We start from the raw sequence: 13,082 nt of genomic DNA, 5'->3' as shown, positions 1-13,082 counted from the left end.
ATGAGCGCAAAAATTCTAGCTTTAGATACCGCAACAGAGGCTTGCTCTGTTGCTTTAATGGTGGGTGATGACGTTTATTCCCGTAGCGAAGTGGCTCCTCGTGATCACACCAAAAAAATTCTACCTATGGTGGATGACGTTTTACATGAAGCCGGGTTAACCTTGCAAGATCTGGATGCCTTAGCGTTTGGTCGAGGCCCAGGCAGTTTTACTGGGGTACGAATTGGCATTGGAATTGCACAAGGTTTGGCGTTTGGAGCGAATTTGCCAATGATAGGAATTTCAACCTTAGCGGCATTAGCGCAAGGCGCTTATCGGGAACAAGGGTTAACCCGAGTGGCTTGTGCCATTGATGCGCGTATGAGTGAAGTGTATTGGGCTCGCTTTGAGCGTCAATCCAATGGCACTTGGTTTGAGCTTGATGCTGAATGTGTAATAGCACCAGCGTTATTGGTAGATAAGCTGGCAAAGGAAGATGCGGATCAAACATGGGCAACCGCAGGAACGGGATGGGCAGCCTATCAAGAAAGCCTATCGACTTTCCCCTTTATTCTGCAAGACAGTGGGCTACTCTATCCCCAAGCACAAGATATGGTGGTTTTAGCGCAACAGGAATGGCAACAAGGTCGAACGCTTCCTGTTGAAGAAACAAGCCCGATTTACTTGCGTGATACTGTGGCTTGGAAAAAATTGCCGGGTCGAGAGTAATCGGCAAGTACCATCACATCTAGAATGCTGAACGGATAACAAGCTGGGCCGGTTTTGAATTATTCGTTCACTCTGTGAGTTAGGTAGGATCAGTATGGTTTCAATAAATGGATTGCCCCCCGCTCGAATATCGAATACGCATCGAGCTTCCAAAGCGAAGAAGAAAGAAGAGGCAAAAGGGCAAGCATCGGTTAGTCAAACTAGTAAAGTGGCGGATGCGGTTTCTCACTCAATTCGTCAGGTCGATCCTGCCGATATTCATCGTGCACGGCTCCAATATGATTTGCCAGAAGGTCAGGCTCGTAAAGCGTTGGAAGAATACCTTGGGGTCATGAATCAGGCGAGAAAAGAGGAACTGGCCCAAATGCTCGGTGTCGATATGTATATCTAACAAAAGGGGAATCCCATGATACATCATCTAGTTCGTCTGTTGTTACTCTCGATACTTGCGATGCTGACGGCTTGCTCTTCACTTCCTCCTCAATTAGCCAGTGATCAGGCATCGGTTATTTCAGATTACGCGCAATGGTCTCAAATGGGAGAAAATACGGAAGGGCATGTGAGGTTGGGTGGTGTCATTGCCCAAGTGACCAATCTGTCTGATAGAACGCGCATTGAGATTGTGAACTTGCCGATTGATTCCTTGGGGCGTCCTAATTTGAGTCATGAACCTCAAGGGCGCTTTGTGGGCTATGTGGATGGATTTTTGGATCCCGTCACCTTTGGTCCAGGGCGTTTGATTTCCGTAATTGGTACAACGGCTCCCTTGGAGCGAGGAAGCGTGGGTGAGTATGATTACCTATTTCCAGTCATGAACATTCATGGTTACTATTTATGGCGAGTGGAAGAGCGGATCATCGTTGATGATATGGGGCCTTATCTTTTCCCCTGTCGCAACTTTCATTGTCGTCATATGGATGACTACCCACGTAGTGGACGTGTGATTCAAGAAGTAAAGTAATGTTGCAATCTCAATTCTATCCTCTTGAATATGGGCAACTGGCCGGGCTAACTGTTGGTTGCCCGAAACAAGCGGGAGTGACCATTGTATTCTTACATGGCTGGTTAGATAATGCGGCCAGTTTTCAAACGGTGATGGACGAGTTACATTCACTCGCGCCAGACTGGCATCTTTGTGCCATCGATCTACCGGGGCATGGATTTTCCTGCCATAAACCTGCTGGTTGTTACTACCCATTTCACGACTATATTGACGATATTTACCAACTTTTGCTTACTATTTCACCGAATAGACTGGTGTTGGTAGGTCATTCACTTGGTGCTTTAATCGCAAGTTGCTATAGTGCCGCCTTTCCTGACCAAGTTGCAGGATTAGTTCAGATTGAAGGCTTGGCACCTTTGGTGGAATCTCCAGACAATAGCCTTGCACGTTTGCGAAAAGGGGTCGTTAGCCGTCATCGTTTGCGCCGTAAAGCCGAACGTTATTATTCAAGCTTAGCGGATGCTATTCAACATCGAGCCTCTGTTAATCAATTGCCAACTCACTTAATCGAGCCCATCGTTTTAAGGGGAAGTGTGCAAGTGAAAGATAAATGGCAATGGCGGTATGACAAAAAGCTAACCAGTGAGTCACTTTATCGTCCGTCATACTCTTATGCACAAAAGGTACTTGAGAGTATTGTTTGCCCTCATCAGGTGATATTGGGGGAACACGGTTTTGAATCCCTTCAGCAAGACGTAGCAAGCAATGTGCATGTAAAGATGGAAAAACATGTCATTTCAGGTGGTCATCACTGTCATCTTCAGCAGCCACTACTGGTAGCGGAACTAATATTTGGCTTAGTTAACAAAATTTAAACAAGTGTTTGAGTGTTTCGTGCTCAAGTGCTCTGGCTGTGCTGTAATAGAGATCATTTTTATAACAAAGATAATGATTATTCTGCCAGCCAATTACGAGGAGTATTACTGTGGATAAACCATGGCTTTCACGTTATCCCAACGATGTACCGGAAACCATTAATCCAGACCAATATTTATCATTGGTTGAGATGTTTGAGCAGTCCGTACACAAGTATGCGGATCAGCCTGCTTTTATGAATATGGGGTCAGTGATGACATTTCGTAAATTGGAAGAACGCAGTCGTGCGTTTGCTGCCTATTTACAAAATGAGCTTAAGTTAAAAAAAGGCGATCGAGTCGCCCTGATGATGCCTAATTTATTACAGTATCCAGTCGCTCTGTTTGGAATTTTACGCGCAGGCATGATAGCGGTTAACGTAAACCCACTTTACACCCCTCGAGAGTTAGAACATCAACTGAATGATGCTGATGTTCGCGCTATTGTGATTGTTTCTAATTTTGCGAATACGTTAGAGCAAATTGTTGCCAATACTCAAGTTAAACATGTGGTTTTAACTAGCCTTGGGCAAATGCTTCCTCGTGCAAAAGGCACCTTGGTCGATTTTGTTGTTAAGTATGTCAAAGGCATGGTGCCTAAATATGACCTTCCGGGCGCGATTTCTATGCGCAAGGCATTACATAAAGGCCGCCGTTTGCAATACGTGAAACCCTTTATGTCAGGTGAAGATATTGCGTTTTTGCAATATACGGGAGGAACGACAGGTGTTGCGAAAGGGGCAATTTTAACGCATCGCAATATGATTGCGAACGTGCTTCAAGCGAGAGGCGCTTATGGCCCAGTATTGCGTGAAGGGCGAGAGTTAGTGGTGACGGCGCTTCCTCTATACCATGTTTTTGCTTTAACGGTAAACTTATTGCTGTTTATTGAAATGGGGGGGAGTAATTTAATGATTACTAACCCACGAGACATTCCTGGTTTTATTAAAGAGCTGCAAAAATATCCCTTTACAGCCCTTACCGGGGTGAACACCTTATTTAATGCACTCGTGAATAATGAAGACTTCCATGAACTCGACTTTAGCAACATGAAGCTTTCTGTTGGCGGTGGAATGGCCGTCCAACGCGCGGTTGCGGATAAATGGAAAAAGATCACTGGTATCCATTTGCTTGAAGGCTATGGTTTGACAGAATGCTCTCCTTTAGTGACCGGAAACCCTTATGATCTTTCTGATTATTCCGGTGCCATTGGTTTACCCGTCCCTTCGACTGAAGTTCGAATTGTGGACGATGAAGGCAAAGTGTTGGGCTATGATCAAACGGGAGAGCTGCAAGTTCGCGGCCCTCAGGTCATGCAAGGATATTGGCAGCGTCCAGAAGCGACGAAAGAAGTCATCGATGAAGATGGTTGGTTATCAACGGGTGATATTGTTAAGTTTGATGAACAAGGGATGCTGTATATCGTTGATCGTAAGAAAGATATGATTCTGGTTTCTGGCTTTAACGTTTACCCAAATGAAATTGAAGACGTGGTTGCATTGCATGGCAAAGTCTTAGAAGTTGCTGCGATTGGCCAGTCCCATGAAGTCTCGGGTGAAGTCGTCAAAGTCTATATTGTGAAGCGCGATCCTAGCTTGACCAAAGACGAAGTCATCACGCATTGCCGCAAACACTTAACGGGTTATAAAGTCCCCAAACTGATTGAATTCCGTGAAGAGTTGCCAAAAACCAATGTAGGCAAAATTTTACGCCGCGTGTTACGTGAAGAAAATGATGCCCAGCAAGCGGAAAAGGCAAAATGCGCTTAGATCAACCAGTAAGTCATTGCCAATTATAATGCTACAATGCCGACCTCAATCGTCGGCATTGTTATTTTTTAAGGTTGTCGAACCTAAATAAGACAAGGCAAAGTGAGCCATTTGTGAATTATCAAATTATTGACCAACTTAATGAACTACAACGTGTGTGTGCGCTTGCTCGCCAAGCAGATGTTGTCATGCTGGATACCGAGTTTGTGCGAACTCGTACTTTTTATCCTCAATTGGGACTCATCCAATTATTTGATGGTGAAAATCTTTCGTTGATTGATCCATTAGCGATTGAGGAAATGAGCCCTTTTATTGAACTCTTGCAAGATACGTCAGTGCTCAAAGTGTTGCATGCCTGTGGTGAAGATCTGGAAGTGTTTTTGCACAGTTTCGGTTGTGTTCCTTTTCCTATGGTTGATACACAATTGATGGCGGCATTTATCGGTTATGGGCTTTCAACCGGATTTGCAGCATTAGCACAAAATTTGCTGAGTGTTGAATTAGATAAAAGTGAATCGCGTACCGATTGGCTTGCGCGTCCCTTATCAGAAAAACAGCTGGATTATGCTGCGGCAGATGTTTTTTACCTTCTGCCTATGTATGAACAACTGCTAGAGAAAGTGATGCAAGCGGGATGGTGGGAAGCGGTACAGCAAGAGTCTTTATTACAGGTAGAGAAAAGAACGCGTATTACTGATCCTGATAACGTTTACTTAGATATTAAAGGCGCTTGGCAACTGAACCCTCGTGAATTGGCGATCTTAAAGCCATTAGCGACTTGGCGTTACCGTGAAGCAGTGAAGCGAGATTTGGCGCTTAATTTTGTCATTCGAGAGCACGATTTGTTAACCATTGCACGCTTAGCGCTTCATTCTTCCAAGCAGATGGAAGAAGAAGGGATCGACCCTCATGTGATTCGCCGCCATAGCGCCAAAATTTCACTGATCGTAAAAGAGGCGAAGCAAACTCCCGCCGAGCAATATCCTGAAGCGATAGTTCCATTAATGGATTATCCAGGCTATAAGCAATTATTTAAAAAGCTGAAAGATGAAGTAAAACAGGTGTCGCATACCTCTGGGTTGGCCACTGAATTTTTAGCATCGAAGAAACAGTTGAATCAATTAGTCAATTGGGTATGGAATAAACAGCGGGATCCAGAACGTTTACCTGATCTTATGCAAAACTGGCGTTTACCGTTACTCGGTGAGCGATTAAATCAACTAATAAAGTGATATCGAAACCAATGGTTCTCTAACTTCCCTGCTATTTCCCATCATGATTACTCCCGTCTTCGTCATCCCTGCCCGCGCGGGGATGACGCTGTAAGCATGAGACTTACGGTATGGTCATTGACTCAGAAGAAAGAGCCTAACCCACATCCCATCCGCTCAAACAAGCAACGAAAGAAGAGCTGGCCGCTACTTTTCTTCGTCTGGCAACTTAACATTCAGTTCCAGAACGGAAATATCATCACCTTTATGCTCGAAGGAGAGCTCGACCATTGAAGGATCAATCGCCACATACTTGGCGATCACTTTCAATATATCTTCCTTAAGCTGAGGCAAATAAGTTGGAGCAGGATCACTTTGACTGCGACGTTCTGCCACAATGATCTGTAAGCGCTCTTTGGCTAAACTGGCAGAATTTTTTTTCTGTGGACGGAAAAACTCAAGTAATGACATAGTGTTAGCCTCCAAAAAGTCGTTTAAAGATGCCTTTTTTGGGCTCAGTTAAAAAACGAAACTCGATTTCCTGCCCTAGTAAACGTTCAACGGTATCATCATACGCTTGGCCTGCATCGGATTGGTCATCAAAAATGACGGGAACGCCTTTGTTCGAAGCATTTAATACCGCTTGGCTTTCAGGAATGACTCCAAGCAAAGGAACATGTAGAATCTCTTCCACATCTTCAACACTGAGCATTTCACCCTGATTCACACGGGCTGGATTATAACGTGTGAGTAACAGGTGCTGTTTAACCGGCTCAAGCCCTTGCTCAGCTCGTAATGATTTGGAATCAAGGATACCTAATATGCGGTCAGAGTCACGAACAGAAGAGACTTCAGGGTTTGTGGTGACAATGGCTTCATCGGCATAATACAGCGCCATCAATGCGCCTTGTTCAATCCCCGCGGGCGAGTCACATATAATGAACTCAAAGCCCATTTCATGGAGTTCATTAAGAATACGTTGTACCCCATCTTTTGTTAGGGCATCTTTATCTCGTGTTTGTGACGCGGGAAGGATAAACAAGTTTTCATTGCGTTTATCTTTGATCAACGCTTGGTTTAGCGTCGCTTCTCCGTTAAGTACATTGACAAAATCGTAGACAACGCGGCGTTCACAACCCATGATCAAATCTAGGTTACGCAAACCGATATCAAAATCGATCACCGCCGTCTTTTTTCCTTTTAAAGCCAGCCCAGACGCAATAGCGGCGCTGGAGGTGGTTTTACCCACACCGCCTTTTCCTGACGTTACAACAATAATGCGTGCCATCTAATTTGTTTCCTTTAGAATCTAAATCGTGAGTAATTCAAAATGTAGGGACTCTTCGCTTAAACTGAGCATCACTTTCTTTTGCCAAAACTCACCATTAATTTGATCGCTTAGCCAATAATTTCCTGCGATGGAAACCAGCTCTGCTTGTAAATCGTGGCAAATAATTCTTGCCTCTTTCTGTCCACTGGCACCTGCAATCGCTCGGCCTCGTAGAGTGCCATGAATATGAATCGATCCATCCGCGATCACTTCTGCCCCTGGGCTAACATGGTTTAATATGACCAAGTCGCCATCTTTTGCATACACTTGTTGCCCTGAACGAATCGGTGTTCGGACAATTTTAGTCGGCGTCATTTGGGCTGGGGCTTGTGATGGCGTATTACTGGCCGTCATCACCGCAAACCCAGCGTCAAAAGCTTGTATTTGGCAACGTTTATCTTTGCAACCAGTAATGCCTACAGGCACAAAACCTGCGTCAATAATGCCCTTTTTTAGCGTAGCAAAATCAATGTCACCCACCACGTTATCAATATTTAAAACGATGGGCGCGTTAGCAAAAAAAGCGGGCGCTTGCTCGGTTTTCTGCTTGAGAAAATCGACCGTGGTATCGATTTGGTTATCAGCAAGATGTAACACTGATAAAGTAAAACTACGGCCTTTTAGGTCAGGTATATTTGACATCGTAACGTTGACCTCAATAAACGCTTGTTCTATACCTAAGCAGGCACATTTTCGGCGCACACCTATAGCAAGGTTGCTTGGATATACAACAATTAGCGTTGTCGGAGACTATAGGTGTCATGTTATATTCAGCGCCTTGGTACAGCAAGTTATCTTGCGGTCAATTAGGTGATTTCCTCGCAATTTTAGTGGTGGTTATCCGAAATGAGAGCAAATCCACCCACAAGGTGGAGAAATTCAATGAAAAGGGTTGGCATGCTTTGTTCTATCTATAAAAGTTCAAAAAAAGAAGGTACTTATCTCTATATTCCAAAGAGAGACGATTTTTCACAGGTTCCTGACACTTTAATGCAGACCTTTGGTAAACCTATTTTTGTGATGTTGGTGAATCTGGCGAGCCGTCAGTTGGCTCTCGTCGATGTGGAAAAAGTCAAAGTGGCACTAGAACAGCCGGGTTTCTTTTTACAATTGCCGCCCCCACCAGAAAATTTACTAGAACGCTATAAAGAACAAAAAGAGCAGAATAAATAATGTTCGTGATTCGGAAGGTTTGAGGAGAGTATCTTGAAAAAAATCTTGTCAGTTGTATTAGGTTTGGCGTGTTCATGGCCGTTATGGGCGAATACAGTGAGTTTTGATCAGTATATTGAAGGGTTAAAGCAAGAAGCTCGTCAAGAGGGGATTTCTGAAGCTATCTTAACGGCAGCTTTTGCTAATGTAGAGCATCGACCTCGAGCGATCACCGCAGATCGAAATCAACCCGAAAAACGATTAACGTTGGATGAATATATTCCTCGAGCTGTGCCTAACTGGAAAGTTGAGCAAGCCCAAGCGCTATACGAAGAGCACTACGATGAACTCTCCCGTATCGGTAAAGCGTATGGCGTTCATCCTCGCTTTATTGTCGCGCTGTGGGGGGTTGAAAGTAATTTTGGGCGATTCACAGGAAACTATTCCGTCATCGATGCATTGGCAACGATGGCTTATGATGGCCGCCGTGAAGCCTTCTTTCGTAAAGAAACTATGGCGGCGTTACAGATTTTACAACAAGGGCATATTAGCGTTGAAGAGATGAAAGGCTCATGGGCAGGTGCAATGGGGCAATGCCAGTTTATGCCTAGTTCATTTTTGGCTTATGCGGCTGATGGTAACGGGGATGGGAAAAAAGATATTTGGGGGACCAAAGCCGATGTCTTTGCATCTACCGCTAATTATCTGAGCCAGTCTGGGTGGGATGACCAATACACATGGGGTCGACAAGTAAAGATACCAAAGGATTTTGATCGCAGCCTCGAAGGCCGTCAGCCGGAAAAAGGCAAGTATCTAAAAGAGTGGAGTCAGCTTGGCATTACACAGTATGACGGACAGCCTTTGCCTAAGTTGAAAGAGGATATTCAAGCATGGTTGATCATCCCCGATGATGAAAAAGGGCGAATTTATTTAGTCTATAACAACTATAACGTGCTGATGAAGTGGAACCGTTCGCATTATTTTGCACTGGCGGTTAGTCATCTTGCCGATCGAATTCAGTTTTAATTAAAGTGTGTATTGTTACTTAAAGGGCTGGTAAACAGCCCTTTTTGATCATGAAAGTAGGAGTGAATGTGTTGTCAGAACGTGCCGGACAGATGGTGATTTTTGCTGCATTAGTGAAACAACAAGGGTTTACCGCAGCAGCTAAAACACTGGGGGTTTCGGTATCTCATGTCAGCAAGCAGTTGGCACAACTGGAAGCTTCACTCGATGCAAAACTGATTCAACGTACCACTCGTAGTTTTACCATTACGGAAACGGGGCAAGCGTTTTATCGTCATTGTGCTCAACTTGTGAACATTATTGATGCCGCACAGTCGGAGTTAGAAAGCCAACGTGATGAAGTGTCTGGTTTGTTAAAGCTTGGCTTGTCACAGTCATTTGGTACTTTGCATATTCTTCCGGCTTTAGAAGCCTTGCGTCAGCAGTATCCTAAGTTGCAAGTCGAAGTGCATTTATTTGATCACAAAGTCGATATGTTACAAGAGGGGTTAGATCTCTGGATCACCAGTAATGAACATATTCCAGAAGGGTATATTGCTCAGCGCTTGGCAGACTGCCAATTTGTTGTGGCCGCTTCGCCTGATTACTTATTGCAATATTCTGCACCGAAAACCCCCCATGATTTGCTCGCGCATAATTGTTTAATTTATCGCAGTTGGGAGCGTGATTACACCCATTGGTCATTTGCGAATGCTCAACATCAACTCACTATTCAAGTATCCGGAAATTATTCTGTCGATCTTGCTGAGGCTGTGCGAGATGCCGCCGTTGCAGGGTGGGGGATTGCCTATTTAGCGACCTATTTAATCCGAGATGAATTTCGTCAAGGTAAGCTAATTCAGTTATTGCCAGATTGGCACGCTAATCAAGTTATGCCATTTTATGCCGTCTATCCGAGTCGGCAACATATGCCCAAAAAAATTACAGCGGTGATTGAGTTTATCAAAGCGAAAATTGGTTCACCTTGTTATTGGGATGCTCGCCTTGCCCCATACCTTCGTTCTGGGCTCTCCTAGCCTATTGCAAGGAAACATTATTTCCTTACTGATAAATACTATTTCTATATGGAAATAATATGATTAAGCAATCGTTTAGTTTTTTAAAATTCAATGAGTTAGCGTTTGATTGTCATGACGATGATTTTTGTTTCTACTCTATTAACATTTGCGACTTGCGCATTCTCATTTGAAGAATAGAATCCCACGCCTTCCCTTATTGATAAACTTTCGGATTCTTTTCATGAGCTCACTTCTTGGTGTTGCCGCGATTTTGTGTATCGCTTGGCTACTTTCTACAAATAGAAAAAATATTCAATTAAAAACGGTGATTCCAGCCTTTTTGCTGCAAGTCGGTTTTGCGCTGTTGGTACTGTATGTTCCGATGGGGAAAGAAGTATTAAATAAGGTGACAGGAGCGGTATCACATCTGATTGATTATGGACAAGAAGGGATCAGCTTTATCTTTGGCGGTTTAGCCAGTAGCAACATTGGATTTGTGTTTGCGATCAATGTACTGGGCATCATTATCTTTTTTTCTGCACTGATTTCTGGCCTTTATCACCTTGGGATTATGCCTAAAGTGATTAACATTATTGGAGGCGGAATTCAGAAGTGTTTAGGGACTGGGCGAGCGGAATCACTCTCTGCCACGGCTAATATTTTTGTTGGAATGATTGAAGCGCCATTGGTGGTGAAGCCTTATTTAAAACACATGAGCGATTCTCAATTTTTTGCCGTCATGACTTGTGGGTTAGCTTCTGTCGCGGGAGGCACACTGGTGGGGTATGCTTCATTAGGTGTTAACTTGAACTACCTCATCGCAGCTGCATTTATGTCTGCGCCTGCGGGCCTATTAATGGCCAAAATGTTGGTGCCCGAAACAGAGCCACATACTCTACAACAGGCGGATGATGAAGTTGATATTCCCAAAGCGACCAATGTGGTTGAAGCCGTTGCCGATGGAGCGATGTCTGGTTTAAGAATTGCTGCCGCGGTGGGAGCCACACTACTGGCCTTTGTCAGTGTGATTGCATTATTGAATGGCTTACTGGGATGGGCTGGCAGCGTAGTGGGCATAGAGCTAAGTTTTGAACTGATCTTAGGCTATTTATTTGCGCCTATCGCTTGGTTGTTGGGTATTCCATGGAATGAAGCAATCACAGCAGGGGCTTTGATTGGTAATAAAATCATCGTCAATGAATTTGTGGCGTTTATTCAGTTAATGAACGTCCAGTCTCAATTAAGTGAACATTCTCAGGCGATAGTGACTTTTGCCTTATGTGGTTTTGCAAATATTTCGACGATGGCTGTACTGATTGGTGGGCTCGGCAGCTTAGTTCCTGAGCGACGCAGTTTTATCTCTCAATACGGGTTTCGTGCCATCAGCGCTGGAGTGTTAGCCAACTTAATGAGTGCCGCTTTAGCTGGGGTAATTCTTTCTCTTTAAACACTCAAACGGCGACGCTGAAATACGGTCGCCGTTTGTTTTTTTCTCATGGCCTAGAAGAACTCGATGAGTGAATTATTGGTGGCGATCCAGAGTATGAAACTGCTCGCAAGCCATCAATGTGTTTTCAATTAAGCTGGCGACTGTCATCGGCCCTACGCCTCCTGGAACTGGCGTAATAAAGCTGGCGCGAGTACTTGCTACCTCATAATCGACATCACCCACTAACTTGCCAGTATCGAGTCGGTTAATACCTACATCAATGACGACGGCCCCTTCTTTTACCCAAGCTCCCGGAATAAAGTGAGGTTTGCCGACGGCTACCACTAAAACATCCGCTTGACGAACGTGCTGTTCTAAATCTTTGGTAAAGCGGTGGCAGGTGGTGGTGGTACAACCGGCTAATAGCAGTTCTAATGTCATTGGTCGGCCAACAATATTTGATGCGCCGACAATCACAGCGTGCTTACCACGTAGGGGAATGTTATAGCGCTCTAAAAGCGTAATGATCCCTTTAGGAGTACATGAACGTAAGGTAGGAATTCGTTGAGCCAAGCGGCCGACATTATAGGGATGAAATCCATCAACATCTTTATCTGGCAGAATACGCTCCAGTACTTGTGTGGTGTCAATACCAGCTGGCAGAGGTAACTGAACCAAAATTCCATCAATGCTAGTATCGGCATTTAAGTTATCAATTAAGGCCAATAACTCAGCTTCGCTCGTATTGGCTGGCAGGTCATAAGATTGAGACACAAAGCCGACTTCTTCACATGCACGACGTTTGCTACCGACATAAACTTGGGATGCGGGATCTTCACCAACCAGTACCACAGCAAGCCCGGGAGCTCGTCGCCCAGCATCTATCCGGGCTTTAACGCGAGCGGCGACTTCCGAACGCACCGTTTGGGAAATTAACTTTCCATCAATATTTTGAGCCGTCATGACTTTCCTTACTTACTCATTGGTAGCCAAAAATTTTGCGCGAATTGTCGCAGAAATCAAGATAAATATCCACAGGCAATCGTTTGCTTTGTTTGCGATTTCATCAATCGTGGATAATAGAATGTAAAAAGGGAGGAAGGCGGTGATAAGAAGGGCGAGTCGTACTTTTTAACTCATCAATAAAGCGGTTAAACCATAAAGAGAAGGGGGGAGATATTTAATCAATGAGTGCTGAAAGAGGAAATGAAGTGTGCGATTGCTTCTAATTTAGGCACTTAACACAAAAAACAGGATAAAGCCGTTGATTTACCGCATTGAACTCGTATAATTCCCTCCCTGTAGCGCGCCCTTAGCTCAGTTGGATAGAGCACGTGCCTTCTAAGCATGTGGTCACAGGTTCGAATCCTGTAGGGCGCGCCATTGATTCTAGGCATGAGCAAGTCACTTCTTGATCATGCCTTATTCATCTCTATCGACTCTCTTTCTTCTTTTCATCCCCATTTTTATCAATAGGCATAAGCCTTCTTCAGTTTCTCAGTCTTTCTTTGGCTTTGATGTGATGGACGCACCTCCCTTCTAGCGTCGTTGTGCCAAACTAATAGTACAACCATTAAGAGCAGGAGTAACAAGTATGTCTAT

At 44.3% G+C, this 13,082-nt stretch carries 14 protein-coding genes and 1 tRNA gene; 11 read left to right on the top strand and 4 right to left on the bottom strand.

Going from position 1 to position 13,082, the window contains the following annotated elements; all coding sequences use genetic code 11:
- The 6 genes from tsaB (at position 1) to rnd (ending at position 5,566) form a co-directional block, all read left to right on the top strand.
- A complete protein-coding gene (gene tsaB, locus B5D54_RS04215) occupies positions 1-708 on the top strand; it encodes a tRNA (adenosine(37)-N6)-threonylcarbamoyltransferase complex dimerization subunit type 1 TsaB (protein WP_078925236.1) in 708 nt (235 codons plus the stop codon).
- 94 nt (positions 709-802) lie between these two features.
- Positions 803-1,099, top strand: a complete 297-nt coding sequence (locus B5D54_RS04210) for a chromosome partitioning protein ParA (protein WP_078925235.1) — start codon at positions 803-805, stop codon at positions 1,097-1,099.
- Positions 1,100-1,114: 15 nt separating this feature from the next.
- The gene (locus B5D54_RS04205; RefSeq protein ID WP_078925234.1) at positions 1,115-1,669 is read left to right on the top strand and encodes a Slp family lipoprotein; all 555 of its coding nucleotides are present in this window, start codon (positions 1,115-1,117) and stop codon (positions 1,667-1,669) included.
- On the top strand, positions 1,669-2,526 hold the full coding sequence (locus tag B5D54_RS04200) for an alpha/beta fold hydrolase (RefSeq protein WP_078925233.1): 858 nt from the start codon (positions 1,669-1,671) through the stop codon (positions 2,524-2,526). Before B5D54_RS04205 ends, B5D54_RS04200 begins: the two co-directional genes overlap by 1 nt.
- Positions 2,527-2,636: 110 nt before the next feature.
- On the top strand, positions 2,637-4,334 hold the full coding sequence (fadD, locus tag B5D54_RS04195) for a long-chain-fatty-acid--CoA ligase FadD (protein WP_078925232.1): 1,698 nt from the start codon (positions 2,637-2,639) through the stop codon (positions 4,332-4,334).
- A 113-nt stretch (positions 4,335-4,447) separates the two neighbouring features.
- Positions 4,448-5,566 carry a ribonuclease D gene (gene rnd, locus B5D54_RS04190; RefSeq protein ID WP_078925231.1) on the top strand — a complete coding sequence of 373 codons (1,119 nt, stop codon included), beginning with the start codon at positions 4,448-4,450 and terminating at the stop codon, positions 5,564-5,566.
- Positions 5,567-5,752: 186 nt separating this feature from the next.
- Here rnd and minE read toward each other — a convergent pair whose 3' ends face one another.
- Genes minE through minC form a run of 3 tightly spaced genes read right to left on the bottom strand, consistent with a single transcriptional unit; the run spans position 5,753 to position 7,517 of the window.
- Positions 5,753-6,016 carry a cell division topological specificity factor MinE gene (minE, locus tag B5D54_RS04185; protein WP_078925230.1) on the bottom strand — a complete coding sequence of 88 codons (264 nt, stop codon included), beginning with the start codon at positions 6,014-6,016 and terminating at the stop codon, positions 5,753-5,755.
- 4 nt (positions 6,017-6,020) lie between these two features.
- Entirely contained in the window at positions 6,021-6,833 is an 813-nt protein-coding gene (minD, locus tag B5D54_RS04180) for a septum site-determining protein MinD (protein WP_078925229.1), read from the bottom strand.
- A 21-nt stretch (positions 6,834-6,854) separates the two neighbouring features.
- On the bottom strand, positions 6,855-7,517 hold the full coding sequence (gene minC, locus B5D54_RS04175) for a septum site-determining protein MinC (RefSeq protein WP_078925228.1): 663 nt from the start codon (positions 7,515-7,517) through the stop codon (positions 6,855-6,857).
- A 255-nt stretch (positions 7,518-7,772) separates the two neighbouring features.
- Between minC and B5D54_RS04170 the strand changes: the two genes are divergently transcribed.
- From B5D54_RS04170 to B5D54_RS04155, 4 genes are all read left to right on the top strand, one after another.
- The gene (locus tag B5D54_RS04170; RefSeq protein WP_078925524.1) at positions 7,773-8,048 is read left to right on the top strand and encodes a YcgL domain-containing protein; all 276 of its coding nucleotides are present in this window, start codon (positions 7,773-7,775) and stop codon (positions 8,046-8,048) included.
- A 33-nt stretch (positions 8,049-8,081) separates the two neighbouring features.
- Positions 8,082-9,053, top strand: coding sequence for a lytic murein transglycosylase (locus B5D54_RS04165; RefSeq protein ID WP_078925227.1), 972 nt, complete (start codon positions 8,082-8,084; stop codon positions 9,051-9,053).
- 68 nt (positions 9,054-9,121) lie between these two features.
- Positions 9,122-10,069, top strand: a complete 948-nt coding sequence (locus B5D54_RS04160) for a LysR family transcriptional regulator (protein WP_078925226.1) — start codon at positions 9,122-9,124, stop codon at positions 10,067-10,069.
- Between the two features lie 223 nt (positions 10,070-10,292).
- Positions 10,293-11,498, top strand: coding sequence for a NupC/NupG family nucleoside CNT transporter (locus B5D54_RS04155; RefSeq protein ID WP_078925225.1), 1,206 nt, complete (start codon positions 10,293-10,295; stop codon positions 11,496-11,498).
- A 75-nt stretch (positions 11,499-11,573) separates the two neighbouring features.
- Here the strand turns inward: B5D54_RS04155 and folD are convergent, their stop codons facing one another.
- Positions 11,574-12,443, bottom strand: coding sequence for a bifunctional methylenetetrahydrofolate dehydrogenase/methenyltetrahydrofolate cyclohydrolase FolD (gene folD, locus B5D54_RS04150; protein ID WP_078925224.1), 870 nt, complete (start codon positions 12,441-12,443; stop codon positions 11,574-11,576).
- Positions 12,444-12,786: 343 nt separating this feature from the next.
- Here folD and B5D54_RS04145 point away from each other — a divergent pair.
- Positions 12,787-12,863, top strand: a tRNA-Arg gene (locus B5D54_RS04145).
- Positions 12,864-13,082: the final 219 nt, after the last annotated feature.

Origin of the sequence: Vibrio cincinnatiensis DSM 19608, assembly GCF_900167345.1 — a bacterium.
Taxonomy (GTDB): domain Bacteria; phylum Pseudomonadota; class Gammaproteobacteria; order Enterobacterales; family Vibrionaceae; genus Vibrio; species Vibrio cincinnatiensis.
This window is presented reverse-complemented; position numbering and strand designations above follow the sequence as displayed.